At 72.4% G+C, this 24,457-nt stretch carries 24 protein-coding genes; 15 read left to right on the top strand and 9 right to left on the bottom strand.

Features of this window, described 5'->3' with window-relative positions:
- Positions 1-155 precede the first annotated feature (155 nt).
- On the bottom strand, positions 156-545 hold the full coding sequence (locus tag AB0B97_RS12890; RefSeq protein WP_357493259.1) for a hypothetical protein: 390 nt from the start codon (positions 543-545) through the stop codon (positions 156-158).
- 33 nt (positions 546-578) lie between these two features.
- Between AB0B97_RS12890 and AB0B97_RS12885 the strand changes: the two genes are divergently transcribed.
- Positions 579-1,046, top strand: coding sequence for a hypothetical protein (locus AB0B97_RS12885; protein ID WP_357493256.1), 468 nt, complete (start codon positions 579-581; stop codon positions 1,044-1,046).
- 12 nt (positions 1,047-1,058) lie between these two features.
- On the opposite strand, the gene AB0B97_RS12880 is transcribed toward AB0B97_RS12885, so the two are convergent.
- Positions 1,059-2,261, bottom strand: coding sequence for a low temperature requirement protein A (locus AB0B97_RS12880; RefSeq protein WP_357493254.1), 1,203 nt, complete (start codon positions 2,259-2,261; stop codon positions 1,059-1,061).
- A 177-nt stretch (positions 2,262-2,438) separates the two neighbouring features.
- On the opposite strand from AB0B97_RS12880, the gene AB0B97_RS12875 reads away from it, so the two are divergent.
- Positions 2,439-3,014 (top strand): WHG domain-containing protein, encoded by a 576-nt coding sequence (locus tag AB0B97_RS12875; protein WP_357493251.1) that lies wholly within the window; start codon positions 2,439-2,441, stop codon positions 3,012-3,014.
- An 86-nt stretch (positions 3,015-3,100) separates the two neighbouring features.
- The gene (locus AB0B97_RS12870; protein ID WP_357493249.1) at positions 3,101-3,811 is read left to right on the top strand and encodes an HAD family hydrolase; all 711 of its coding nucleotides are present in this window, start codon (positions 3,101-3,103) and stop codon (positions 3,809-3,811) included.
- 367 nt (positions 3,812-4,178) lie between these two features.
- Here AB0B97_RS12870 and AB0B97_RS12865 read toward each other — a convergent pair whose 3' ends face one another.
- The 5 genes from AB0B97_RS12865 to AB0B97_RS12845 form a co-directional block, all read right to left on the bottom strand.
- Positions 4,179-4,496 carry a hypothetical protein gene (locus tag AB0B97_RS12865; RefSeq protein ID WP_234589836.1) on the bottom strand — a complete coding sequence of 106 codons (318 nt, stop codon included), beginning with the start codon at positions 4,494-4,496 and terminating at the stop codon, positions 4,179-4,181.
- Between the two features lie 47 nt (positions 4,497-4,543).
- On the bottom strand, positions 4,544-4,975 hold the full coding sequence (locus AB0B97_RS12860; protein WP_234589839.1) for a hypothetical protein: 432 nt from the start codon (positions 4,973-4,975) through the stop codon (positions 4,544-4,546).
- A gap of 185 nt (positions 4,976-5,160) precedes the next feature.
- On the bottom strand, positions 5,161-5,862 hold the full coding sequence (locus AB0B97_RS12855) for a VOC family protein (RefSeq protein WP_357493245.1): 702 nt from the start codon (positions 5,860-5,862) through the stop codon (positions 5,161-5,163).
- A 176-nt stretch (positions 5,863-6,038) separates the two neighbouring features.
- The gene (locus AB0B97_RS12850) at positions 6,039-6,227 is read right to left on the bottom strand and encodes a DUF397 domain-containing protein (RefSeq protein WP_357493243.1); all 189 of its coding nucleotides are present in this window, start codon (positions 6,225-6,227) and stop codon (positions 6,039-6,041) included.
- On the bottom strand, positions 6,215-7,015 hold the full coding sequence (locus tag AB0B97_RS12845) for a helix-turn-helix transcriptional regulator (RefSeq protein ID WP_357493240.1): 801 nt from the start codon (positions 7,013-7,015) through the stop codon (positions 6,215-6,217). Before AB0B97_RS12845 ends, AB0B97_RS12850 begins: the two co-directional genes overlap by 13 nt.
- Before the next feature lie 280 nt (positions 7,016-7,295).
- On the opposite strand from AB0B97_RS12845, the gene AB0B97_RS12840 reads away from it, so the two are divergent.
- The 6 genes from AB0B97_RS12840 to malQ all read left to right on the top strand — a co-directional run bounded on the left by AB0B97_RS12840 (position 7,296) and on the right by malQ (position 14,339).
- Positions 7,296-7,550, top strand: a complete 255-nt coding sequence (locus AB0B97_RS12840) for a flavin reductase (protein ID WP_357493238.1) — start codon at positions 7,296-7,298, stop codon at positions 7,548-7,550.
- A gap of 278 nt (positions 7,551-7,828) precedes the next feature.
- Positions 7,829-9,118: an ABC transporter substrate-binding protein gene (locus tag AB0B97_RS12835; protein ID WP_357493235.1), complete on the top strand. Its 1,290-nt coding sequence runs from the start codon at positions 7,829-7,831 to the stop codon at positions 9,116-9,118.
- Entirely contained in the window at positions 9,115-10,098 is a 984-nt protein-coding gene (locus tag AB0B97_RS12830) for a sugar ABC transporter permease (RefSeq protein ID WP_357493233.1), read from the top strand. Before AB0B97_RS12835 ends, AB0B97_RS12830 begins: the two co-directional genes overlap by 4 nt.
- A 1-nt stretch (position 10,099) precedes the next feature.
- Entirely contained in the window at positions 10,100-10,936 is an 837-nt protein-coding gene (locus tag AB0B97_RS12825; protein ID WP_357493230.1) for a carbohydrate ABC transporter permease, read from the top strand.
- Between the two features lie 10 nt (positions 10,937-10,946).
- Positions 10,947-12,155 carry a sn-glycerol-3-phosphate ABC transporter ATP-binding protein UgpC gene (gene ugpC, locus AB0B97_RS12820; protein ID WP_234589859.1) on the top strand — a complete coding sequence of 403 codons (1,209 nt, stop codon included), beginning with the start codon at positions 10,947-10,949 and terminating at the stop codon, positions 12,153-12,155.
- A 159-nt stretch (positions 12,156-12,314) separates the two neighbouring features.
- Positions 12,315-14,339, top strand: coding sequence for a 4-alpha-glucanotransferase (gene malQ, locus AB0B97_RS12815; protein ID WP_357493227.1), 2,025 nt, complete (start codon positions 12,315-12,317; stop codon positions 14,337-14,339).
- On the opposite strand, the gene AB0B97_RS12810 is transcribed toward malQ, so the two are convergent.
- Entirely contained in the window at positions 14,321-15,442 is a 1,122-nt protein-coding gene (locus AB0B97_RS12810) for a winged helix DNA-binding domain-containing protein (protein ID WP_357493225.1), read from the bottom strand. The genes malQ and AB0B97_RS12810 overlap by 19 nt on opposite strands.
- 135 nt (positions 15,443-15,577) lie before the next feature.
- On the opposite strand from AB0B97_RS12810, the gene AB0B97_RS12805 reads away from it, so the two are divergent.
- The 4 genes from AB0B97_RS12805 (at position 15,578) to wrbA (ending at position 18,080) form a co-directional block, all read left to right on the top strand.
- A complete protein-coding gene (locus AB0B97_RS12805) occupies positions 15,578-15,970 on the top strand; it encodes a hypothetical protein (RefSeq protein WP_234589865.1) in 393 nt (130 codons plus the stop codon).
- A gap of 80 nt (positions 15,971-16,050) precedes the next feature.
- Entirely contained in the window at positions 16,051-16,809 is a 759-nt protein-coding gene (locus tag AB0B97_RS12800) for a HipA family kinase (protein WP_234589868.1), read from the top strand.
- Positions 16,806-17,174, top strand: coding sequence for a DUF3037 domain-containing protein (locus tag AB0B97_RS12795; protein ID WP_357493221.1), 369 nt, complete (start codon positions 16,806-16,808; stop codon positions 17,172-17,174). The genes AB0B97_RS12800 and AB0B97_RS12795 overlap by 4 nt, the downstream gene beginning before the upstream one ends.
- Before the next feature lie 288 nt (positions 17,175-17,462).
- Entirely contained in the window at positions 17,463-18,080 is a 618-nt protein-coding gene (gene wrbA / locus AB0B97_RS12790) for an NAD(P)H:quinone oxidoreductase (protein ID WP_357493218.1), read from the top strand.
- 113 nt (positions 18,081-18,193) lie between these two features.
- Here the strand turns inward: wrbA and AB0B97_RS12785 are convergent, their stop codons facing one another.
- A complete protein-coding gene (locus tag AB0B97_RS12785; protein WP_357493444.1) occupies positions 18,194-20,125 on the bottom strand; it encodes an anthranilate synthase family protein in 1,932 nt (643 codons plus the stop codon).
- Between the two features lie 271 nt (positions 20,126-20,396).
- Here AB0B97_RS12785 and AB0B97_RS12780 point away from each other — a divergent pair, with 271 nt between their 5' ends.
- Both AB0B97_RS12780 and AB0B97_RS12775 read left to right on the top strand, forming a co-directional pair.
- Positions 20,397-21,809, top strand: a complete 1,413-nt coding sequence (locus AB0B97_RS12780) for an FGGY family carbohydrate kinase (RefSeq protein WP_234589885.1) — start codon at positions 20,397-20,399, stop codon at positions 21,807-21,809.
- Positions 21,810-21,907: 98 nt separating this feature from the next.
- A complete protein-coding gene (locus AB0B97_RS12775; protein WP_357493215.1) occupies positions 21,908-24,457 on the top strand; it encodes a nitrate- and nitrite sensing domain-containing protein in 2,550 nt (849 codons plus the stop codon).

The following is a 24,457-nucleotide window of genomic DNA, read 5'->3' as shown; positions in this document are numbered from 1 at the left end:
CCGACGCCGATGAACCGCTCACCGGCGGTCTACCATCTCCTGGATGCTGAGGGGCGCTTCGGGCCCGCCTTCGTCGCTGCCATGCATGAAGCGTCCCCAACTTCAAGCGCTTCACGTCACATGAGGTGACGCAGGACCTGTCGAGGCCCGAGGGCCTACTCGTAGCCGACGTGAATGACCAACTGGCCGTTCCTGGGTTGTGCCACCACGTAGACGGACCCGGGGTCGAACAACTTCGGCGGCTCGGTCCGGTCCTCGGAGAGACCCATCTGCTCGGCCAGATCCTCCGGAGACTGGCCGGCCGCGGGCGTCACCGTGACCTGCCACGAGCACCCGCCGGAGGCGCACTCCTCGCTCTCGTCGACGACTGTCGCCCCGGCGGGCACGTCCGGGATGCGCCACTTCGGCGGCAACGATCCCTCGTCGCCGAACGCCCGCAGCGACGCGAACCACAGCCCCCACAGGCACGCCAGCAGGCCCACGACGCCGAACCCGGCCACGAGGAGCGGTCGGGCGCGTCGACGCGGCGGGGTCGGCGATGTCATCGCGCCAGGCTAGCGAGGCGTTGTGGAGTTCCCGTGAACGTCAGCCGGCGGAGGTCTCGGGGCCGAGTCGCCCACCGGGCACGGGCGCACGTCGCCGCACGTCGACCGCGCGGCCCGGTCTCCGCGACCGAGGCGCGACGTGCGTTGCAGGCGTTCCAGCGGTCGGTCGAGTCGGGCGACGTGCGCGGCCTGCTCGACGTCCTGGCGCCCGACGTCGTCCTGCTGGGCGACGGCGGCGGCATCAAGCAGGCGGCGCTGCGGCCGGTCGTCGGCGCCGACCGGGTGGCCCGTCTCCTGGCCTCCCGCAAGGTGGAGGTCGCCGCGCCGTCGTTGCATCCGGCCGAGGTCAACGGCTGGCCGGCGTTGATCGTCCGGTCCGGCGGCGCACTCGACACCGTCCCGACGGTGCGCGTCGACGACGGTCTCGTCAGCGGTCTGTACGCCGTCCGCAGTCCCGAGAAGCTGTCGCACGTGCAGCAGGCGACCGCGCTGCGCCGCTGATCGATGGCGGGGTCAGAACGGCGGCCTGGCCATCTCGCGGGGCCGGTGCCGGGAGTGCCGGGAGTCCGCGCCGGCGACGCCGAGCAGCACCAGGGTGGCGGCCGTGCCGGCGGTGAGCGGTCGCAGGGGGAGGGTCGCCGGCACCAGCAGGGCCAGGGCGAGCAGGCCGGCTGTCCGGGAGCGGGAGATCCGGGCGAACACCTGGTATTCCAGGGCGGACCTTCCGGCGAGGAAGAGCGCCGGACCACCGATGATGGGGATGAGCCAGGTCGCCGGGAGGGGCCCGAACGGCTCGGTGATGTAGAGCTCCATGCCCACGCCGGTCAGCACGATCCCGGCGATCATCGCCAGGTGGGCGAACGCCATGTCGGTGGCGAGTTGGGCGGGGTCGCCGGAGTTGCCGACGGCGGCGTCCAGCGTCCCGCCGGCCAGGTGGAAGTAGATCCGCCACAGCAGGACCGTCGTCGCCAGCGCGAGTACGAAGGCGGCCGTCTGCTCGGCGTGGAAGCCGCTGCCGCTGAACGCCAGCCCGATCACGAAGATGGCCTCGCCGAGCGCGATGAGCAGGAACTGCTGGTACCGCTCGGCCAGGTGCTCGGCCGCGATGCCCTGGACACCGAGCCGTTGCGCCCCCAGGCGCGGCGTCGGCCACCCGAGGTACGACCCGGTGTAGTCCACCAGGACGGCGACCGCCCAGAGCCAACCACGGACGTCGCCGTCGTTCACCAGCCCACCGACGATCCAGAACGGCGCGCTCAGGCCGAACCAGAACATGATCCGGATCGACTGCTGCGGATCGGGGCGGCCATGGCCGGCGATGTGGAAGTACACCACCCGTCCGACCTGGAGGGTCACCAGCGTGATGGCGAACAGGGAGGCCCGCGCGCCGAATCCGTCGGGCACGGCGACCGCCATCGTCATCGCGCCCGCCATCGTGATGACGATGACGGTCTGGACGACCATCGCCTCCGGGTCGAGCCAACTGGTCGACCAGACCGTCAGCGTCCACACCGTCCACAGCGCCAGGAACAGCACCAGCGCCTGACCGAGGCCCGCGAACGCGTACCGCTCGCCGTCGGTGAAGTCGTCGATCAGCCGCAGGGAGATCCGGGTGAGGGCGAAGACGAAGACGAGATCGAGGAACAGCTCCAGGAAGGTGGCCCGCTCCCGGGTGCCCGCGCCGCGCAGCAGCCCGCCATCGGGGATTTCCCTCACCCGCCGACCGCCTCGGTGGGCGGACGCCGTCGAACGACCACGTGCCCTCCCGTCGCGGTGACCTGACCACCTAACGAACCACCACCGGATACGGCAGCGAAGGGGCTCGGAGCAGGCGATCAGTCACCAATCTGTCACGAGGCGGATGCGGACAGTGCGGATCGTTACGCTCGGCCGGTGTCCGTACCTGCCGAGGAGGCCATCGAACACCAGCGACGCCTGCTCATCGTCGCCGCCGCACGCGCGCTGGCCGAAGCCGAGGGCTGGGTGGGCCTGAGCGTCCGTCGGGTCGCCGAACGGGCCGAGATGGACCTCGGCGACCTGTACCGCCACTTCGCCGACCAGGAGGCGCTGCTGGCCGCGGTCGCGGTGCACGGCTTCGCCGATCTGGCCGCCACGCTGACCGCAGCGCACGCCGACAACCCGTACCCGGAACGGGCCTGGGCGGTGATGGCGAGCGCGTACCTCGACTTCGCGTACGCCAATCCGGCTGTCTACGACGCGATGCTCGCGCTGACCCCGGACCTCGCGCTCGGCGCGGCCGGTGTGCCGGCGGCGCCCCGGGCCGTGTCCGCCGCGCTGCGGGCGGCCCTGCTACCGCTGGCCCAGGGGCGTGATCCGGACACCCTGGCCGAGGTGGGCTGGAGCCTGCTGCACGGCCTCGTGATGCTCACCCGTGGTGGCCGGCTGCGTCCCGAGGCGCAGGAGGAGCGGGAGTCGATGATCGCGGAACGGCTGCTGCGGTGGCCGTGACCGGCGGGCGGAAACTCGCTGGGTGCCCAGGGCGGGATGCCCTAAAGTTCGCGTCCGCACGAGCATGATCGCGAGGAGGGGGCGGCATGACCGCGGACCAGGAGGCCCGCCGACGGGCACAGGTGCTGATCTTCGACGCGGACGACACGTTGTGGGAGAACAACGTCGTCTTCGAGCGGGTGATCGACGACTTCCTGGCCTGGCTCGACCACCCCACCCTGGACCGGGCCCAGACCCGGGCGATCCTCGACGACATCGAGCGGGCCAACGCGGTGGCGCACGGGTACGGCAGCAAGGTCTTCCTCCGGAGCCTCGCCGAGTGCCTGGAGCGGCTGCGCGAACGGCCGGCCACCGATGCCGAGCGCCAGGAGATCGACCGGCTGGCCCTGGCGCTGGTGGAGCACCGGGTGGAGCTGATGCCCGGTGTCGCCGAGGCGCTCGACGAGTTGGCCGGCCGGCACGAACTGCTGTTGCTGACCAAGGGCGAGCGGGAGGAGCAGCAGCGCAAGCTGGACGCCTGCGGGCTGCTGCACCACTTCGGGGCGGCGCACATCGTCGCCGAGAAGAACGTCGACACCTACCGGTGGCTCATCCGCGAGCACGGGTTCGAGCCGGCCGACGCGTGGATGATCGGTAACTCCCCGAAGTCCGACATCCTCCCGGCGCGGGCGGCCGGGCTGAACGCGGTCTTCATTCCGAACGAGAACACCTGGGTGTTGGAGGACGACGAGCTGGACCCGACCGACGACGGCATCCTGCGGCTGGCCGCCTTCCGTGACCTGCTCCGGCACTTCTGACCGTCGAACCCGAACAGCGTCGAAGATCAGGGTCGCGTTACGCGCACATGCCGCTTTTTCCCCTTGAGATCAGTCACGTCGCGGACGGTCCCGCAACGCTTGTCCGGTCCGTCGGGATCCGCCTAACCTGGGCCGGCGCTCACGGCCTTTCGGGGTGTGCCGGGGGCGCACGGGTGTCCGGCGGGTGGGCACCGTGGAGCTGAGTGCAGGGCGGCCGGAACCTCCCCGCCGGGCCGCGTGGCGTCGTGCCGCGCCCACGCGCGCGGTGGGTGCCGGACCTGTCCGCTCCCCGTCGGACGGCCGAGGGTCAGGACCGGGTAGTTGCGGACCCGGTCCTGACCCGGCCACTCCGATCGGTGCCGGCCCGTCAGGCGCGGTGCCGGCCGTCGCCGCCGTGGTGGGCGTCCGGCTCGTCGGACCCGCCGCGCACGATCGAGATCGCCACCCGGCAGAACTCGTCCATGTCCGGGTTGAACCCGGCCGCGATGTCGGGATGCAACCCGGAGCGGGTCTCGTCCAACAGCCGCTGGCACACCTGCTCGACCGGCTCGCCGGCGTAGCCGGCGCGAACCCGGTCGGTGGCTGCCTGGAGAGCCGAGGTCAGCTGGTCCTCCAGCGGCCCGCGCAGCTTCTGCTGCACCGGATCGAGCCCGCGCGGGTCGAGCGTGACATGTGGCTCCGACATCGGTGCTCCCTTCGTCGGCGTCCGCGATACCCCACCGCGGCCGTCGGTCAAACGCCGGATGGTACGGCGGCGACCCGCACCTGGTACGAGAAGTCCTCCGCCGGCTCCTCGTGGTACGACAGGCGGCGGATCTGCCGGTCGTCGTCGTAGAGGGCGACGTCCACCAGGACGCCGAGGTGCGCCAGGCCGATGGTGGAGACCCGCTTCTTGTCCTGGAGCACCGCGCAGACGCCGCCGAGCAGGGTGCTGGCGTCGGATGTCCGGTGCCCGGGCGGGCAGCGCAGAACCAGGTCCACCTCGATCGGCCCGGGCAACGGCGTCCAGCCGGTGCGCTGGGCCGCGCCGAGGGCGGCCTGGAGCAGGGTGCGGACCCTCGTCGCCTGCCGATGCCCGGCGGCGAAGATGGACAACGCTTCGGTCTTGACCGGTGGCAGGCCGCTCACCTCGAACGTCAGGGCGAGAGCGCGGGTGTCCTGCACGACGGCACCTCCCTCATTGGGACGATCCTGCCGAACCGGTGCAGTGGCGGTGGGACGTTCCCGCGATAACCAACCGATCGGGCAGGCTGGGCCGGCCGGAGGCGTGTCGACGTCGGCGGCGAACGCGCTGGCTGCGGCGCTACGGAAACGCTAGTCGAAGCCGCCCGCGCTGGGTAGTCGGTCGTTCACCCGGTGGGGCGTGGCGAAAAGGCGCAGAACTCGTTGCCCTCGGGGTCGGCCAGCACCCACCAGCGCGCCTCGGTGATCGGCTCGCGCAACAGCGTCGCGCCCGCGTCGAGCAGAGCTGTCGGCTCCGGGCTGACCATCTCGACGTCCCAGTGCATCCGGTTCTTGACGGCCTTGGGCCCGGGCGCCGCGTTGAACACCCAGCGCTCCCATTCGAACCCGGCCGCGCCGACCACCGACGCGTTGCTCGATCCATGCTCGACCCTGCCGCCGAGCACACCGGCCCACCAGGTGGCCTGAGCGGCCGGGTCGACCGCGGCCACCACCAGCCCGACCGGACCCGGCCGGGCCCCGTCGCTGGCGGGGAGCACGCAGAACTGGTTGCCCTCCGGGTCGGCCAGCACCCGGCGGTCGGTGTCGCCGTCGGGCTCGCGCACCGACCGCGCGCCGGCCGCGAGCAGCGCCGCCGGGTCCGCGTCCGCCAGGCGCAGATCCAGGTGTACGCGGGTCGCGCCGGTCCGGGGCTCGGGCACCCGGTTCACCCAGATCGACTCGGCGTCCGAGCGTGCCGAGCGGGGATCGATCCGCGTGTCGCCGTCACCGGCGTCGGCCACGTCGGCGTCGAGCACCCGCGCCCAGAAGCCCGCCAGTGCGAGCGGGTCGGCGGCGTCCAGGCAGAGGTCCTTGAAGCGTGCGATCACGGTCCCAGCATGGCCGGTCCGGCGCGGTCGCGGGGGGCGGTGCGTGGCGTGTCGTACGCGGCACCCCGCAAGATCCGCACAGTTTCGGTGATATTGCTGCCTCCGGCGGCCTTGAGGCAGCAATATCAGGGATGTTGTGCGGATCTTGCGGGGTGCTGGCCCGGGAGAGCGGGCGGTCAGCGCTGTGTGGCGTAACCGATGAATGCCTTCCAGGCATTCCGGGTGACGTGGAGGGTCCCGCCGTCGCGGTCCTTGGTGTCGCGCACCAGCACGACGTGCGGCAGGTTGTCGGCGACCTCGACGCAGGAACCGCCGTTGCCGCCGGACCTGGTCGACTTGCGCCATTGCGGGGTCAGGGTGTCCATGCCTTCGCCACTTCCTTGATCAGCTCGATTGACTGCCGGCGGGGGAGGGCCTCGTTGCGGACGATCTCCCACGTCTTCGCCAGCTTAGCGACGTCGGTCGACGCGTCGACGAACTGCGCGATGAGCTGGTTGTCGGCGTGCGCCACCCGCTCGCCGTCCGGCATCTCGGCGATGATGAACTGACCGGCCAACCCCAGGTACATGCCCGCGTCCACCGGGACGACGTGCACCTGGATGTGCTCCTGGGCCGCCAGCTCCACCAGGTGCTCGCACTGCTCGACCATGAGGCCCGGCTGGTCGAGCACCGGCCGGCGCAACACCGCTTCGTCCAGCACGGCGATGAGCTGCGGCGGGCGGGGGCGTCGCAGGATCGCCTGCCGCTCCAGCCGGGACGCGACGATCCGGTCGACGTCCTCGGCGTCGAACCGGCCGCCGGCCAGCGTGGCGCGGGCGTACCGCTCGGTCTGCAACAGGCCGGGCACGTACGCCAACTCGAACCAGCGCAGCGTGGTCGCCTCCCGCTCGAACTCGATCCATTCGCGCAGCCAGGCCGGTTCGGCGTCGAGCCGGCCCAACCGCTCCAGCATCCGCTGGAAGCGCTCGCCGGTCCGGTGGTGGTTGTCGACCGCCCGCATGTACTCCTTCGTGGGCGGTCGCCCGCCCGTCTCGACCGAGCTGACGTGCGAGCCCGAGTAGCCGATGGCTCGGCCGAAGTCGTCCTGGCTGGGCCCTGTCTCCGCCCGGAGTAGCCGCAGTTCCTCCAGCACGTAGTCGGTGACGGTCCCCATCAATTCCCCAATCTCTGCCCAACCCGGATCGGCGTGTCGGTCCCGACCGCTCGCCTGAGTCCATGAGCTGCGCGGATGGCGCGAGCGCCTATCGAAGGTAGTCGAGTCATCGCAGACTGTCACCAATGGCGGGTTCGCTGGTGGCCGCAACGGCGCTGGCGGGCTCTGCCCCCTGGGGTCGCTCCCGTTCCCCCCCTTGCGGGAGCGGCCCCTTCCCCATGCGCGAGGAGGCCGATGTGCTGAGCCCGACAGACCACCACGACGAGACACGGTGGTGGTGATGGTGGTTCGCCCGCCCACCCCACATGTCGCCATGCGTCCGCTGTGGCGGTGCCGCAACTGCGGCCGGGAGTGGCCCTGCCAGCCGGCCAAGCTCACCCTGTTGACGGAGTACCGGACCGACCGGACGGGTCTGCTGATCTACCTCGGCGCCCTGATGAACGAGGCGACCCACCATCTCACCCAGCTCCACCCCGACCACCCACCGGCGCGGATGACCGAGCGCTTCCTCTCCTGGGCGCGAGCCCGGGGCTGACGCTTGCCGGTCGGGGCGCGCAAGATCCGCGCAGTTTCGGTGATATTGCTGCCTCCGGCGGCCTTGCGGCAGCAACAACAGGGATGTTGTGCGGATCTTGCGGGGTGCTCGTCTTGCCCGTTGCGGGCAGGTTTCGTGACTTCGCAGGTGGGGCAGTGTAGCCGCTGGGACCATCCGGGCCTGGGCATTTCCGCAGCTCATCGGCCCGCAATGGCCTCGCCGTGCACCGGGGCACGGATGCCCCTCCCCGGTTTCTCGCCGAAGAGAGGGGGAGGGCGATGACAGACCCCGAAACGGCTCGACACCGGCGTCGGCCGGCTGCCCGGCTCGGTGCCGCAGCCGCCGCGCTAGCGCTTGTCGCGCCGCTGGCCGCGTGCGGCGCCGACGACGGTGGCGGCGGTACGCCGACGATCAACCTGTACTACCCGCCGGAGCAGAACCTGCAGAAGGTGGTCGACGACTGCAACGCGCAGGCCCAGGGACGATACAAGATCGTTTACCGGGTGCTGCCCCGCCAGGCCGACGACCAGCGGGTGCAGATGGTGCGCCGGCTGGCCGCCGAGGACACCGGGATGGACGTGCTCGGCCTGGACGTCACCTGGACCCAGGAGTTCGCCAGCGCCGACTGGATCCGCGAGTGGACCGGCCAGGACAAGTCCGACGTCGAGCAGGGCACCCTCGCCGGGCCGCTGGACACCGCCCGCTACGAGGACAAGCTCTACGCCGCGCCGAAGAACACCAACGTCCAACTGCTCTGGTACCGCAAGGACCTGGTGCCGCAGCCGCCGACCACCTGGGACCAGATGATCACGGCCGCGAAGCAGCTCAAGGAGCAGGGCAAGCCGTACCAGGTGCTCACCATGGGCGCGCAGTACGAGGGCCTGGTCGTCCTCTACAACACCCTGGCCGAGAGCGCCGGCGGAAAGGTCCTCTCCGACGACGGCAAGAAGGCCGTCATGGACGACGGCACGGTCCGGGCGCTGGACCAGCTGAAGAAGTTCGCCACGTCGGGCGTGACGTCGCCGTCGTTCAGCAACGCCACCGAGGACCCCGTCCGGCTGGAGTTCCAGTCCGGCTCGGGCGCGTTCCAGGTGAACTGGCCGTTCGTCTACCCGGCCTTGCAGGAGGCCAACCCGGAGCTGGCCAAGCAGGTCGGCTGGGCGCGGGTGCCCGGCATCGACGAGAACACGCCCAGCAAGGTCACCATCGGCGGCGTGAACCTGGCGGTCAGCTCCTACTCCCGGCACCCGGAGCAGTCGTTCGAGGCGGCCCGGTGTCTGCGCAGCCCCGAGCACCAGAAGTTCTCCGCCATCAACGACGGCGTGCCACCGACCATCGAGGCGGTCTTCGACGAGCCGGAGATGACCGAGGCGTACCCCATGAAGGACACCATCCTCGAAGAGCTGAAGGACCCGGCGACGCGTCCGCTGACCCCGGCCTACCAGAGCATCTCGACTGTCATGTCGGCGATCCTGTCGCCGCCGTCGGCGATCCGTCCGCAACAGACGGCCGATGAGCTGCGCGGCGCCATCGCCGACGCCCTGGAGTCCAAGGGGGTCCTGCCGTGAGTGTCAACGCCACGCCGGCCGGCGCGCAGGTGAGCGCCGAGGCAGAACGATCCACCACCACCGTGCCCACGCAGCGAGGCGGCCGTCGCAAGCCGCCGCTGAGTGAGAACAAGAAGGCCGAACGCCGGCTCGGTTGGCTGCTCTGCGCGCCCGCCGCGCTGGTGATGGTGGCGGTGACCGCGTACCCGATCATCTACTCGGTCTGGCTGTCGTTGCAGCGCTATGACCTGCGCTTTCCGGACCAGCGCGAGTTCATCGGGCTGGAGAACTACGCCACCGTGCTCACCAACGAGTTCTGGTGGACGGCGTTCGGGGTGACCGCGCTGATCACCGTGGTCACCGTGGCCGTCGAGCTGGTGCTCGGCATGGGGCTGGCGCTGATCATGCACCGCACGCTTGTCGGGCGCGGCCTCGTCCGCACGTCGGCGCTCATCCCGTACGGCATCGTCACGGTGGTCGCCGCGTTCTCCTGGCGGTACGCCTGGACGCCCGGCACCGGCTACCTGGCCGACCTGTTCAGCGACGGTGCGCCGCTCACCGAGCGGGCCAGCTCGCTGGCGATCATCATGCTGGCGGAGATCTGGAAGACCACGCCGTTCATGGCGCTGCTGCTGATGGCGGGGCTGGCGCTGGTGCCGGAGGACCTGCTCAAGGCCGCCTCCACCGACGGGGCGACCTCCTGGCAGAAGTTCACCAAGGTGATGCTGCCGGTGATGAAGCCGGCGATCCTGGTCGCGCTGCTGTTCCGCACCCTGGACGCGTTCCGGGTCTTCGACAACATCTTCGTGTTGACCGCCGGAGGCAACGAGACCTCGTCGGTGTCGATGCTCGCCTACAACAACCTGATCCGGGGTCTCAACCTCGGCATCGGCTCGACGATGTCGGTGCTCATCTTCATCACGGTGGCCATCATCGCCTTCGTCTTCGTGAAGCTGTTCGGCACCGCTGCCCCCGGCAGCGACGACTCCGAGAGGCGCTGACATGGCTGTCGAAACCACCACCCGAGCCAAGGTGCGCTGGGGTCTGCTCGACCTCCTCGTGGTCGTCTTCGCGATGGTCCCGGTGCTGTGGATCGCCTCGCTGTCGTTCAAGACGCCGGCCACCCTCACCGACGGGAACTTCATCCCCCGGGAGTGGACGCTGGACAACTACCGGACGATCTTCGACACCGACCAGTTCGTCCGCGCGCTGATCAACTCGATCGGCATCGCCCTGATCGCCACGCTCATCGCGGTGGTGCTCGGCGCGATGGCCGCGTACGCGATCAGCCGGCTGGACTTTCCCGGCAAGGGGTTGCTGGTCGGGGTCTCCCTGCTGATCGCGATGTTCCCGCAGGTGTCCCTCGTGTCACCCCTGTTCGAGATCGAGCGTCAGCTCAAGATCTTCGACACCTGGCCGGGGCTGATCCTGCCGTACATCACCTTCGCGCTGCCGCTGGCGATCTACACGCTGTCGGCGTTCTTCAAGCAGATCCCCTGGGACCTGGAGAAGGCGGCGAAGATGGACGGCGCCACCCAGGCGCAGGCGTTCCGGCGGGTGATCGCGCCGCTGGCCGCGCCCGGCCTGTTCACCACGGCGATCCTGGTCTTCATCTTCTGCTGGAACGACTTCCTGTTCGCCATCTCGCTGACCTCCACCGAGCGGTCCCGCACGGTGCCGGCCGCGCTGTCGTTCTTCACCGGCGCGTCGCAGTTCGAGGACCCCACCGGGGCGATCTGCGCCGCCGCCGTGGTGATCACCGTACCGATCATCCTGTTCGTCCTCTTCTTCCAGCGCCGCATCGTGTCCGGCCTGACCTCCGGCGCAGTCAAGGGATAGGTGAGTAGTCATGGCTGACATCGTGCTCGACAAGGTGAGCAAGAGTTTCCCGGACGGGACCGTCGCCGTGCAGGACGTCGACCTGGAGATCGCCGACGGCGAGTTCGTGATCCTGGTCGGTCCCTCGGGCTGCGGCAAGTCCACCACCCTCAACATGATCGCCGGCCTGGAGGACATCAGCTCCGGCGAGCTGCGCATCGGCGGCCAGCGGGTGAACGACAAGGCACCCCGGGACCGGGACATCGCCATGGTGTTCCAGTCCTACGCGCTGTACCCGAACATGACCGTGCGGGAGAACATGGCGTTCCCGCTGCGGCTGGCGAAGCTCGACAAGGAGACGATCAACGCCAAGGTCGACGAGGCGGCCAAGGTGCTGGAGCTGGTGCCGCTGCTGGACCGCAAGCCGGCCAACCTCTCCGGCGGTCAGCGTCAGCGGGTCGCGATGGGCCGGGCGATCGTCCGCCAGCCCAAGGCGTTCCTCATGGACGAACCGCTGTCCAACCTGGACGCGAAGCTGCGCGTGCAGATGCGCACTGTGGTGTCCCGGTTGCAGAAGCAGCTCGGCACCACCACCGTCTACGTCACCCACGACCAGACCGAGGCGATGACCCTCGGCGACCGAGTGGTCATCATGCGCGGCGGCGCGATCCAGCAGGTCGGGCCTCCGCAGGAGCTGTACGACCACCCCCGCAACCTCTTCGTGGCCGGCTTCATCGGCTCCCCGTCGATGAACTTCCTGCACGCCGCCGTGCAGGACGGCAGCCTGCACACCGCGCTGGGCGAGGTGCCGCTCGGCGACCGCGTCCGCCGCGAGCTGGAGGCGGCCGACGCGCCCCGCGAGCTGATCCTCGGCGTACGCCCCGAGCACTTCGAGGACGCCGAGCTGGTCGACGAGGACACCCGCCGCCGGGGCCTGGAGTTCGAGGCGCCCGTGGAGATCGTCGAGTCGATGGGCTCGGACAAGTACGTCTACTTCACTGTCGAGGGGGAGCGGGCCAGCGCCGCCGAGCTGGAGGAGCTGGCCGCCGACGCGGGCGCGGGCGACTTCGCCGGCACCGGTGGCAACCTGGTCACCCGGTTGTCCGCCGAGTCGCCGGTCGCGGAGGGACAGTCCCGCCGGGTCTGGTTCAACCTGGAGAAGATCCACCTGTTCGACCCGACCAACGGCCGCAACCTCACCCTGCACGAGGGCAGGTCCGCCGGCGCCCTCGCCGACTGACGGCCCTCGCTCCCATCCCGCCGATCTTGCGGTTTCTGTTGTCGACTGTGTCGCGACAGTAAGCGCAAGATCGGCGGGGCGGGGGGCACGCCTTGTGCTGCACCGCGTGGGTGGGCGTGGCAAGGTGGTCGCAGGTCGCATCGTGAGGCGGGGGGCGGGATGGACCGACGACTGACCGCGCTGGCCAAGGCGCACGGCGTGTCCACCTGGTACGAGGACTGGCGGCACCGCCGCGTCGAGGTCGCACCGGAGACCGTCGTGGGCGTGCTCGGCCTGCTCGGCGTGGACGCGACCAGCCCGGCCGCCGTTGCCGACGCCCTCGCCGCCGCCCGCGCGGTCGATCCGACCGCGTTGCCGCCGACCGTGGTGCTGACCCACGGCACGACCCGGGCGCTGCCCGGCCCGGGCGTGGTGACCCTGGAGGACGGCGGTCGCCGCGACGTCGACGGCGAGTTGCCGGGAGACCTGCCGCTGGGCTGGCACCGGTTGGGCTGTGCTGGCCGCGAGGTGACGCTCGTGGTGGTGCCCCGCCGGCTGCCCGTGCCGCCGCGCACCTGGGGTTGGATGCTCCAGCTGTACGCGCTCACCTCGGAACGCTCCTGGGGCATGGGCGACCTCGGCGACCTGGCCGAGTTCACCGGTTGGGCCGGTGCCACGGGCGCGGGGCTGGTGCTGCTCAACCCGCTGCACGCGGTGGGGCCCGCGCATCCGGTGGCCGCCTCGCCGTACTCGCCGGCCAGCCGTCGCTTCGTCAACCCGCTCTACCTGCGCGTGAGTGACACCGCCGCGTACGCCGCGGCAGACCCGGCGACCCGGGCGGTGGTGGACGCGCTGCGCCCCGACCGCGGCGACCTGATCGACTACGACGAGGTGTGGACCGCCAAGCGGCACGCCCTGGAGCTGCTGCACCCGTACGCCCGGCCGGTCGACCTGGCCGCGGACCCGGCGCTGGCCAGCTTCGCCACCTGGTGCGCGCTGGCGGAGCGGCACGGCAACGACTGGCGTGCCTGGCCGGCGGAGCTGCACCACCCGGACGCCCCGGCGGTCGCCGAGCAGCGTCGGCAGCTCGCCGACCGGGTGGCCTTCCACGCCTGGCTGCAACACCTGTGTGACGAGCAGCTCGACGCCGTCACCGCGGCGGCCCGCGCGGCCGGGATGCCGGTCGGCGTGGTGCACGACCTGGCCGTCGGCATCGACCCGGGCGGCGCGGACGGCTGGCAGCTCGCCGACGTCCTCGCCCAGGGGGTGCGGGTCGGCGCCCCACCTGACGACTTCAACCAGCTCGGCCAGGACTGGGGCCTCGCCGCCTGGCGGCCGGACCGGCTCGCCGAAACCGGGTACGCGGCGTACCGGGACATGCTGCGGCGGACCCTGCGGCACGCGGGCGGCCTGCGGGTCGACCACGTCGCGGGGCTGTGGCGGCTGTGGTGGGTGCCGCCGGGCGCCAGCGCCGCCGAGGGCACCTACGTCCGGTACGACGCCGAGGCGATGCTCGGCATCCTCGCGCTGGAGGCCCACCGGGCCGGCGCGGTGGTGGTCGGCGAGGATCTCGGCACGGTCCAACCCGCCGTGACCCGGGGGCTGCGGGGGCGCAACATGCTCGGTTCGACGGTGCTGTGGTTCGCCCGCGACGACGACGGCACCTTCGTCCCGCCGGCCCGGTGGCCGCGTAACGCGCTGGCCAGCATCTCCACCCACGACCTGCCCACCGCTGCGGGCTTCTTGACCGGCGAGCACGTCCGGGTCCGCGACGAGTTGAAGTTGCTCGGCACCGACGTGACGGTCGAGCGGGCCCGGGCCGCCGCCGACCGCGAACGGCTGCTGGCGATGCTGCGCGACGAGGCGCTGCTGCCCGAGCCGGCCGACCCGGAGGCGACGCCCGGCGGCGAGCCGGGCCCAACCGACGACGACGTGGTGGTGGCGATGCACGCCGCGCTCGCGGCCAGCCCCACCCGGCTGCTCGGCGTCTCCCTCTACGACGTGCTGGGCGAGGTGCGCCAGCCCAACATGCCGGGCACTGTCGACGAGTACCCGAACTGGCGCCTGCCGCTGCCGGCGACAGTGGCGCAGATCCGCGACGACCCGCGGGTGACGCGCGTCGTCGACCTGCTCACCGCAGCGCGTCCCCGATCGTCCGCCCCGCGCCGGTCCGAGCCGAGCAGCCCTCAGGCCGACCAGTCATAGCGGGCGGGCAGCCCGAGGTAGTCCGCGTACCGTCCCAGCGCCTGCTCCACCCGCGCTCGCTCGCCGGCGTCCAGCGCCGTCAGCGGCCGGATCGCCACCGTGACGGCGGCCCGGCCGAGCGTACGCTTCCAGACGCCCACCACCCGGCCGGCGCGGACCACCGTCGCCTGGAAGACGCCGTTGTTGCCGGGCACCACGGCCGGCTGGTGCGCGGGGTCGAGCATCAGCGTGCGGTCCCGGTAGCCGAGCAGGTACTCGTCGAAGCCGGGCAGCGCCAGCACGTCATCCTGCGGCGCGCGCGCACCGGCCGACGCCGTGTCGCACAGCGCCGCGTCCACGTGCATCGGCTCGCCGTCGACGACCACGGTGCTCAGCAGTTCGCCGGCGGCTGCCAAACCGCGCCGCGCGTCGGTCAGGGTGAGGCCGCTCCAGCCGGCGAACTCGCGGGCCGTGACCGGCCCGTGCCCCCGGACGTAGCGGTGGGCGAGCACGGCCAACGCCTCGTCCCGATCCAGGTGGCGCTGCTCCGGCGCCCACTCGTCGAGCAGGGCGAAGGTCTGGTCGGCGCCGACGTTCGGCGCCACGCAGGTCACCCCGCGCACGCTCGCGTACCAGAGCAGGTGGTAGCCACGTTGGCCGTCCGTCGACAGGCCCGCCGCCCCGAGGGCCGCCAGGCACTCCGCCCGCGTGCGCCGGCGTCCGCCGACCAGCGCCGCCCCGAGCACGTCCAACGCCCGGCCCGCGTCGGCCTCGGTGAGCCCGAGTTGCGTTCGGCGGGTCGCCGCGCCGGCCAGCGAGCGGACGCCGGTCAGCTCCAGCATCCAGCGGGTGTCGGCGGGGGGAACGAGGTGCACGGTGCCCCGCATCGGCCACGTGCGGAGAGCTTCACGGCGCTCCAGCGCCGCCTGCACGTCGGCTCTGGTCCACCCCGGCAACCGGACACCCAGCGACCACATCCCGCTCGCCACATCCTGCGCCTGCATCGCGCCGAACCACTCGACCACCTCGGCCGCAGTGCCGGGCCGGATGCTCGGGTGCGGTCGCAGCAGCAGGCTCGTCATCCGCAGGCCGAGCGCCTCGGACGCGGTGCGGTCCCTGGTCATCGGACTCCCTTCCCCGGGGGTGGCTGCGTCAGGGTAGGGCACCCGACCGACAGTGGCCCGGCTGCATAACCGCCTGAGCAGCGGGAAGGCGGCGCACCGGAAGTACGCGAGCCGCGCGTACGAAGGGGGAGTCGCATGACTGCCGCAAGCGAGCCGGCGCGGGGCGCCGGCGTACCGGCCGGGTCTCGGAGCCACCGGGGGGATGCCAGCGCGAAGACCAGCGCGGCCGCCACCTTCGCGCTGGTCTTCGGCGTCGCCGGCCTGTTCAGCGTGTTGACCGCCATCCTCGCCTGGTTGGGGCTGGTGCTCGGCATCATCGGAATCATCCTCGGCATCGTCGGGCTCAAGATGGCGCAACGACCCGGGGTGACCGGCCGCGGGGTGTCGATCGGCGGGCTGGTGCTGAGCATCCTGGCGGTGCTGATCGGCCTCGGCCTCGCCGCGGGCATCACCACCTTCGTCAACAACGAGAACGCGGTGAACCGCCTCCAGACGCAGGTCGACAAGCTGCGCGACAAGCTCGACTGACGCGGGCCGCCCGGATGGCGGAGCACGTCCGACGACGACAGGGGGAGGGCCACGACCCGGGCCCCAGTAGGGTGGGCGACGTGCTCCGCCAGGTCAACGCCATCCGCTACGTCACGCCGCTGCGCGAGGGTGGCTCGCTGCCGGGCGTCGTGGAGGCCGACGACCTCGGCACGTACGTGGCGAAGTTCTCCGGCGCCGGGCAGGGCCCCAAGGCGCTCATCGCCGAGGTGATCTGCGGTGAGCTGGCCCGCCGGCTGGAATTGCGGGTGCCACCGCTGGTGGTCCTCGACATCGACCCGGTGATCGGGCGGGCGGAGCCCGACCAGGAGGTGCAGGAGCTGCTGCGCAACAGCGGCGGCGCCAACCTGGGGATGGACTTCCTCCCGGGAGCGCTCGGCTTCGACCCGGTCGCACACCCGGTCGACGCCGTGCTGGCGTCCCGGGTGCTCTGGTTCGACGCGTACGTGGAGAACGTCGACCGGAGCTGGCGCAACCCGAACCTGCTGGTCTGGCACCGGGAGCTGTGGCTCATCGACCACGGCGCCGCGCTGTACTTCCACCACAACTGGCCGCGCGCCGACGCCGCCGTGCACCGGGCCTACCGAGCGGACGACCACGTGCTGGAGCCGTACGCGTCGCGAATGGCCGAGGCCGATGCCGAGCTGGCCCCCCGGGTCACCCCGGAGCTGCTGCGGGAGGTGCTGGCGCTGGTGCCGGACCAGTGGCTGACCGCCGCCGACTTCGACTCGGCCGACGCGGCGCGCGAGGCGTACGTGGCGCACCTGTCGCGGCGGGTCGCCCGGCCGGCGGACTGGCTACCGGCGGGGAGCGTGGCGTGAGGCATCCGTTCGAGTACGCCCTCATCCGGCTGGTTCCCCGCATCGAGCGCGGCGAGCAGATCAACGTCGGGGTGCTGCTCTACTGCCAGCAGCGTGACTTCCTGGCCGCGCGGACGCACCTGGACGCCGATCGGGTCCGCGCGCTGGCGCCCGATGTCGATCTGCCGGCTGTGGCGGCGGTGCTCGACTCCCTGGACCGGACCTGCTCCGGTGACGGGCCGGCGACCCGGATGCGGCTCGGTGAGCGGTTCCACTGGCTGGCCGCGCCCCGCAGCACGATGATCCAGGCGGGCCCGGTGCACACCGGCCTCACCGCTGACCCGGCCGACGAGTTGGATCGGCTGATGGCGGCGCTGGTCCACTGAGCGCACGGGCCGCGAGGTCTCGGGACGTACCCCTGATCGCGCTGCGCCAGCGTCGTTGCCAGCGGAGCGCGATCCCCCGTTCAGGCGCCCGGTGCCTGGGGGGCGGCAGGATCGCGCCGGCACCGATGGCATCAGGATGGCCGCCCGCGCTCACGGCCGGGCCGGAACGACCGGGAACTTGCGGAAAACTTGAGCCCGGACGACCGGAAGGCGGTCACCGGCGTCGTTTGTCACCGCACCCGTCGGGTAGTCGCGGGAGCTGACCCGAGACGAGAAGGGGACAATCTGATGGCTGCCCAGACCAAGGTAGCGGTGATCTATTACAGCGCCACAGGCATCACCTACCAGATGGCGCAGGCCGCGTGCGAGGCCGTCGGGGAGGCCGGCGCCGACGTGCGCCTGCGCAAGGTGCGGGAGCTGGCGCCGGACGAGGCGATCCGCTCCAACTCCGGCTGGCAGGCGCACCACCTGGAGACCCAGGACGTGCCCGAGGCGATGATCGACGACCTGGCCTGGGCCGACGTGGTGATCCTCGGATCGCCCACCCGGTACGGCATGATCGCCGCCCAGCTGAAGCAGTTCATCGACACCACAGGTCCGCTGTGGGCGCAGGGCGCGTTGGCCAACAAGGTCTACGCAGGCTTCACCTCGACCGCGACCTCGCACGGCGGGCAGGAGACGACCCTCACCTCGCTCTTCAACGTCTTTTACCACTGGGGTGGTGTCGTGGTGCCCCCCGGCTACACCGACTCCAGCCAGTTCATCGCCGGCAACCCGTACGGCGCCTCGCACACCAGCAACAACGGGGAGATCGCCCCGGACGCGGTGGCGCTGGGCGCCTGCGCCCTCACCGCCCGCCGGGCGGTGCTGATCGGCACCGCGCTCAAGCAGGGCCTGGGCGGCTGACAGCTGGTGCGACCGGTGGCGCGGGCGGGGGCTCTCGGCCCGCCCGCACCACCTGTCGCACCAGCCCTACCCCACGACGGCGGTGGCTATGCCGAGCGGGCGCGGCCGGTCGGCTACGCCTGGTGGGCCGGGCCGGTGGGCGATGCCTGCCGGACCTGGCGGGACGCCGGCAGCAGATCGGCCAGCAACTCGGTCAGCACGGTCAGACCGTCCGGGCTGAGCACCGACTCCGGGTGGAACTGCACCCCGGCGAAACCCTGCCCGCGCAGGGCGTGCACGGACCCGTCGCGCGTGTCCCGGGCCAGCTCCACAGTCCCGTACGCGGTGTGCAGCAGGTCCACCTCGGCCCGGGCGGTGAACGAGGAGTAGAAGCCGACCCGGCGGGTCCTGCCGAACAGGGCGACCTCCCGTTGCAACCCCTGATAGGGCGCGTCCCGGCGGTGCAGGGGCAGCCCCAGCAGCCCGGCCAGCACCTGGTGCCCCAGGCAGACCGCGAGGGTGGGCCGGCCGGTCGCCAGCAGCCCGTCCAGCAGCTCCCGCAACGCGGTCATCTTCGGGTCGTCCGCGCTGCCCGGGTCGCCCGGCCCGGGCCCGGCCACCACCAGGTCGTACTCGTCGACCGGGCCACCGGCGTGCCACGGCCGCAGCGTGACCGCGAGACCCAACGCGCCCAGCTGGTGCGCCAGCATGCCGGTGAAGGTGTCCTCGGCGTCCACGATCAGTGCCCGCCGACCGGCCAACCCGGGCAGCCCCGGCGCGTCCGGCGCCCGCTGGTCCAACCAGAACCGGGCCAGCGGCGTGTTCCGCGCGGCGAGCGCGTCGCGTACCGCCGGGTCGTCGGCCAGCCGCACGACCGGCCCGCGGTCGCCGGCGGGCGCCGCCGGGCCGAGACCGAGTGCGGCCAGCACCCCGGCGGCCTTGGCGTGCGTCTCGGCCACCTCGCCGGCCGCCGTGGAGTGCCGGACCAGGGTGGCGCCGACCGGCACCCGCAGCTGGCCGGCGGGGGAGATCTCGGCGGTACGGATCAGGATCGGCGCGTCCAGCGTCTGCCGGCCGGCGTCGTCGTGCCCGAGCAGGGCCAGCACACCCGCGTAGTAGCCCCGGCCCCGGCGCTCGTGCCGGGCGATCACCCGGCAGGCGTTCTCCATCGGGCTGCCCGTCACGGTGGGCGCGAACATCGTCTCCCGCAGGACCTCCCGCACGTCGCGGGTGCCCCGCCCGGCGAGCAGGTACTCGGTGTGCGCCAGGTGGGACATCTCCTTGAGGTACGGGCCGATGACCTGGCCGCCGTGCTCGGCGACGGTCGCCATCATCTTCAGCTCCTCGTCGAGCACCATGTAGAGCTCCTCGACCTCCTTGGGGTCGGCGAGGAACCGCAGCAGCGCCTCGCGGTCCGGGGTGTCGCCGCTGGGCCGGAAGGTGCCGCTGATCGGGTTCATCATCACGAGCCCGTCGTCGACGCTGACGTGTCGTTCGGGGCTGGCGCCGACCAGGGTCCGCGTGTCGGTGTGCACCACGAACGTCCAGTAGGCGCCGCGCTCGGCGACCAGCAGCCGGCGCAGCGCGGCCAGCGCCGCCACCAGCGGGGCGCCCTGCACTGTGGCGTGCAGGGTGCGGTGGATGACGAAGTTCGCGCCCTCGCCGCGGCCGATCTCCTCGGTGAGCACCCGCTGCACGATCCCCGCGTACTCCTCGTCGCTGACGTCGAACGCGGCGTCGCGGGTGCGGACCGGCTGGTCGGGCAGCGCGGCCAGGGCCTCGGCCAGGGGGATCCGCAGGTGCTCGCGGACCTGGAGGCACTCCAGCGGGGCGTCGTCGTCGACGCAGGCGAAGCCGCGTTCGGCGATCTGCCGGAACGGCACCAGGGCCAGCGTCCGCGCCCCGGGCGTACCCGGCGACAGCGGGATGTCCGCCAGCCGGTCGACGGTGGCGACGACGCCGGTGAACAGTTCCAGCTCGTCGGCGCCCTCGCGGCGCAGCAGCGCGAACGGGCCGGGGTCGTCGCCACGGGAGATGGCGGCGAGCAGGTCGGTCAGGTGGGTCAGGCTGGTCATCGTGGTCTCCGTGGGCCGGGCGCCGCCAGCGGTGGCGGCCATCCGGGCCGGGAGATCCGGCGGCCGCCTCGATGGCGGCCGCGTGGATGGAGCTACGCGCGGGGGGTGGCCGCCGGGTCGGCGGGCCACCAGGAGGTTGGGTGCGCGAGCATGCGGTCCACCTTACGCGGCCGCGGCCCGGCCCGGGACCCCTTCGGACGTACGGGTGTGCCCGACCGGACCTTCGTTCCCGCGCGGCCGGCACCGGGTAACTTGACCGGCGATGAACATTCTCGCGCTCGACCTGGGCACCTCCTCCGTACGCGGGCTGGTGCTGGACGGGGGAACCCAGCCGCTGCCCGGCGCCCTGGCCCGGCGGAAGGTCAACCTCGCCATCGGTGACGACGGCACCGGCACGCTCTCCGGCCCCGACTACCTCGCCTGTCTCATCGAGTGTCTGGACGAGCTGGCCGAGGCGGGGCACCTGCACGACGTCGGTCTGGTGGCGACCTCCGCGCAGTGGCACTCGGTGCTTCCGCTGGACCGCGACGGCACTCCGCTGGGCCCGGTCGTCACCTGGTTGGACACCCGGCCCGCGCCGGTCGGCGACACGTCCGGCCCGGCCGACCCGGACGGCTTCCACCAGCGCACCGGCTGCTGGTGGCACCGCTCCTACTGGTCCATGCGCCTGCCCTGGCTGCGGGAACAGTCGGGCTCGCCGATCGCACGGTTCGTCGGCCTGCCGGAGTACGTGCTGGGCGAGCTGCTGCAGGCGGCGCCCATGTCGGTCTCCCAGGCCTCCGGCACCGGCCTGCTGGACCTGAGCAGCCTGCGCTGGGACGAGGAGGCGTTGACGCTCGCCGGCGCGCGACCGCGCGACCTGCCGCCCCTGGGTGAGCTGGACTGGCACGGCCGACTCCGGCCCGACCGCGCCCGCCGCTGGCCGCAGCTGGCCGAGGCCCGGTGGACGCCGCCGGTGGGTGACGGCGGCGCGTCGAACGTCGGCTCGGGCTGCGCCGACCCGAGCCGGGCCGCGGTCACGGTGGGCACCTCCGCGGCCGTACGCCTGATGCAGCGGATCCCGGCCGGTGAGCCGCTGCCGCGGCTGCCCGAACGACTCTGGCGCTACCGGGTCGACCACGACCACGTGGTGACCGGGGCGGCGTACTCCAGCGGTGGCAACCTGTTCGCCTGGGCGAACAGGGAGCTGCGACTGCCCTCCGGGGACGAGTTGGACGCGGCGCTGGCGTTGGTGCCGGCGGGCGGCGGCCGGCCGGCCGATCCCCGTTTCGGGGGCGACCGGCCGCCCGGGTTGGCGCCGGCGGGCTCGGGCGAGCTGCGCGGCCTGAGCTTCAGCACCACTGCGGTGGACATCCTGGCCGGGTTGATGCAGGGGCTGTGCGAGCTGGTCGCCGACGATCTCGCGGTGTTGGAGTCCACGGTCGACAAACCGGTCGGGGTGGTGCTGGGCGGCGGCGCGGTGGCCGCCTCGGTGTGGTGGCGGCAGGCGTTCGCCGCCGCCCTCGCGCCGCGACCGGTGTCGCACCAACGGAACCCGGAGATCGGTGCCACCGGCGCCGCGTTGGTCGCGCTGGGCCGCTTTGGCGCGGCGGCCGAGCTCGCCGACATCGGCCGGACGGATGAGCTGGTCTTACCGACCACGACAGGACGGTCCCACCCGCAGTATCCTTCCTGAACTTTCGCCCTGCCCGGGCCGTTGACAGCGCTACCGAGCCTGGTTGGATGGACTGCGCTCCCCGGGTCGCGGTGGACGCGGCAGGAGGAGGAGGCAGGGTGGCGGCAGGTCCCGACCCGGCGACCGGCGGGGTGTCGAACCACCGCCGGCGACGCTTCGACGTCCGCGTCGTCCCGCATCGACGCCGCTCGCCGTTCCGGCTGCGGGACTGGCGGATGAGCACCAAGCTCGCCACCGTGCTGGTGGTGCCGTCGTTGGCGTTCCTGGTGCTCGCGGGGGTGCAGACCAGCACCCTGGTCGGCCGGACGACAGCGCTCAACGACTTCTCCCGGCAGGTCGCCATCGGCCGGGAGATCACCGCCGTGGTGCACCAGCTCCAACAGGAGCGGGACCGCTCGGCGGGTGAGCTGGGCGAGCTGCGCCGCGGTGGCGACCGGCAGGCTGCCGCGACCGCGCTGCGGCCGTTGCAGGCGTCCTCCGACCGGGCGATGGCCGACCTGAGTCGGGCGGCCAGGCCGCTGGCCGACGCCGACGCGTCCTGGCGGGTGGCCTTCTCCGAGGCGCAGGAGGCGTACGACCAGGTGATCGACATCCGTCCGGCGATCCCGCCGGCGGTGCTCAGCAACGACACCATCCTGAGCAACTACCACCGGGCCGTGGGCGCGCTGCTGGATCTGCTCGCCGAGCCGACGCCGGGTCAGGACCGGGCGGCGCTGAGCGACGCGGTGCTGCGCTACGTGCAGCTGGCCCGGGTCAAGGAGCTCTCCTCGCGCGTCCGCGCCCAGCTCTACGCCGCCGCCCGCGCCGGCCGCTATGGCACGGAGGACCGGGTGGCCCTCACCGACCTGCGGGCCCAGCAGTTGACCGCCCTCGGCGCGTTCCGGGTGGCCGCCACCACGGACCAGATCCGCCGGTACGACGAAACCTCGGTGAACCCGCTGTTCCTGGTCGCCACCCAGCTGGAGGAGCGCAGCCTGCCGGCCGGGAACGCCGCGTCCGAGGTGCTGCCGTCCGAGCAGTGGTGGTCGGCCAGCCAACAGCGTCAGGAGCTGCTGCGCCAGGTCGAGGCGGGGGTGCTGGACGACGCGGTGCGCCAGGCCGACGACGCCAGCAGTGGCCAGTTGCGGGCCACCCTGCTGGTGGTCGGCGGTGTCGTCGCCGTCCTGCTGGTCGCTCTGCTGATCTCGTTGCTGGTGGGGCGGTCGGTCGCCCGGTCGATGCGGCTGCTGCGCAGCCAGGCGCTGCGGATCGCGCAGGTCGAGCTGCCGGACGCGCTGGATCGGCTGCGGACCGTCACCGGCGGGGTGCCGAGCATCGAGGTAGCGCCGGCGGTGGTCCGTTCACTCGACGAGATCGGTGAGCTGGCGGAGGCGTTCGTCGCGGTGCACCGCAGCGCGGTGACCGTCGCCGTCGAGCAGGCGTCGATGCGGCGCAACGTCAACGCGATGTTCGTCAACCTTGCCCGCCGCAGCCAGGTGCTGGTGGAGCGCCAACTGGAGCTGCTCGACGACCTCGAGCGCGAGGAGAGCGACCCGGACCAGCTCGACAACCTGTTCAAGCTCGACCACCTGGCCGCCCGGATGCGCCGTAACGACGAGAGTCTGCTCGTGCTCGCCGGTACGGATTCCACCCGGCGGTGGAACCGTCCGGTGGGTCTCGGCACCGTGCTGCTGGCCGCCGCCGCCGAGATCGAGCAGTACCAGCGGGTCCGGCTGGATTCGGTGGGCGAGGTCAACGTGGTGGGGCACGCGGTCGGCGAACTGGTGCACATGCTGGCCGAGCTGTTGGAGAACGCGACCGCGTTCTCCCGTCCGGACACTGTCGTGCTGGTGACCGCCCGGGTCCAGGCTTCGGGAGCGTTGATCGAGATCGTGGACGACGGCCTGGGCATGAGCCCGGCCGCGCTGGCCGAGGCGAACGCGGTGCTTGCCACTCCGCCGGCCGCGGACGTCGCGGCTGTCGAGCGGATGGGCCTGTTCGTGGTCAGCCACCTGGCGAGCCGCCTCGGCGTGCGGGTGCAGCTCGACGCGGGCCAGAGCGGCCTGGTCGCGCGGCTGGTGCTGCCGGGCGCCCTGCTGGCTCCGGCCGGTTCGGTGGAGCTGGATCCGCCGGCGCCGGCGCGGATGCTCGCGGCGAGTGCGGCGCGGGGCGCCGCCGCGCAGCGGCTGCCGGGAGCGGCCCGGTCGGCGGGTGCCCGTGGCCCGGCCGCCGCTCCGCTGGACCTGCCGGTGGCCGGTCGCCCACCGGCCGCCACCGTGCCGCGCCAGAGTCGCCCCGTGCCGGTCCGCGCCGAGGACGTGCTGGCGCCGGCCGCCGTCGGCGGCGGCGCTGACGGCGGCGGCTGGTGGTCCCGGCAGGGACCGACCGGGGCGGCGGCCCCCGGCCCGGCCGCGCCGCCCGCCACCCCGGTCACGGCCGGCACGAACGAGCGGGGCCTGCCGATCCGCGTGCCGATGGCGCAACTCTCCGCGGTCACCCGCCCGGCCCAGCCGGAGTCGGCGCCGGCGCGCGCCGAACTGGACCCGGAGGCGGTCGGTGGCATGCTTTCCCGGCTCTACAGCGGGGTACGGCGTGCCGAGGCCGAGGACACCACCGAGATACCGGTGCCACCCTCGTGGGGGCACGACGAAGGAGGACGACGACAGTGA

Origin of the sequence: Micromonospora sp. NPDC049004, from assembly GCF_040649315.1 — a bacterium.
Classification (GTDB): Bacteria; Actinomycetota; Actinomycetes; order Mycobacteriales; family Micromonosporaceae; genus Micromonospora.
This window is presented reverse-complemented; position numbering and strand designations above follow the sequence as displayed.

Bases quoted from the DNA above. Each gene is read 5' to 3' on its own strand.
- AB0B97_RS12780 (WP_234589885.1), top strand. From the start codon at position 20,397: ATGAACATTCTCGCGCTCGACCTGGGCACCTCCTCCGTACGCGGGCTG.
- AB0B97_RS12810 (WP_357493225.1), bottom strand. From the start codon at position 15,442: ATGACCAGGGACCGCACCGCGTCCGAGGCGCTCGGCCTGCGGATGACG.
- AB0B97_RS12840 (WP_357493238.1), top strand. From the start codon at position 7,296: ATGGTGGTTCGCCCGCCCACCCCACATGTCGCCATGCGTCCGCTGTGG.
- AB0B97_RS12870 (WP_357493249.1), top strand. From the start codon at position 3,101: ATGACCGCGGACCAGGAGGCCCGCCGACGGGCACAGGTGCTGATCTTC.
- AB0B97_RS12845 (WP_357493240.1), bottom strand. From the start codon at position 7,015: ATGGGGACCGTCACCGACTACGTGCTGGAGGAACTGCGGCTACTCCGG.
- AB0B97_RS12850 (WP_357493243.1), bottom strand. From the start codon at position 6,227: ATGGACACCCTGACCCCGCAATGGCGCAAGTCGACCAGGTCCGGCGGC.
- malQ (WP_357493227.1), top strand. From the start codon at position 12,315: ATGGACCGACGACTGACCGCGCTGGCCAAGGCGCACGGCGTGTCCACC.
- AB0B97_RS12865 (WP_234589836.1), bottom strand. From the start codon at position 4,496: ATGTCGGAGCCACATGTCACGCTCGACCCGCGCGGGCTCGATCCGGTG.
- AB0B97_RS12835 (WP_357493235.1), top strand. From the start codon at position 7,829: ATGACAGACCCCGAAACGGCTCGACACCGGCGTCGGCCGGCTGCCCGG.
- AB0B97_RS12825 (WP_357493230.1), top strand. From the start codon at position 10,100: ATGGCTGTCGAAACCACCACCCGAGCCAAGGTGCGCTGGGGTCTGCTC.
- ugpC (WP_234589859.1), top strand. From the start codon at position 10,947: ATGGCTGACATCGTGCTCGACAAGGTGAGCAAGAGTTTCCCGGACGGG.
- wrbA (WP_357493218.1), top strand. From the start codon at position 17,463: ATGGCTGCCCAGACCAAGGTAGCGGTGATCTATTACAGCGCCACAGGC.
- AB0B97_RS12805 (WP_234589865.1), top strand. From the start codon at position 15,578: ATGACTGCCGCAAGCGAGCCGGCGCGGGGCGCCGGCGTACCGGCCGGG.
- AB0B97_RS12890 (WP_357493259.1), bottom strand. From the start codon at position 545: ATGACATCGCCGACCCCGCCGCGTCGACGCGCCCGACCGCTCCTCGTG.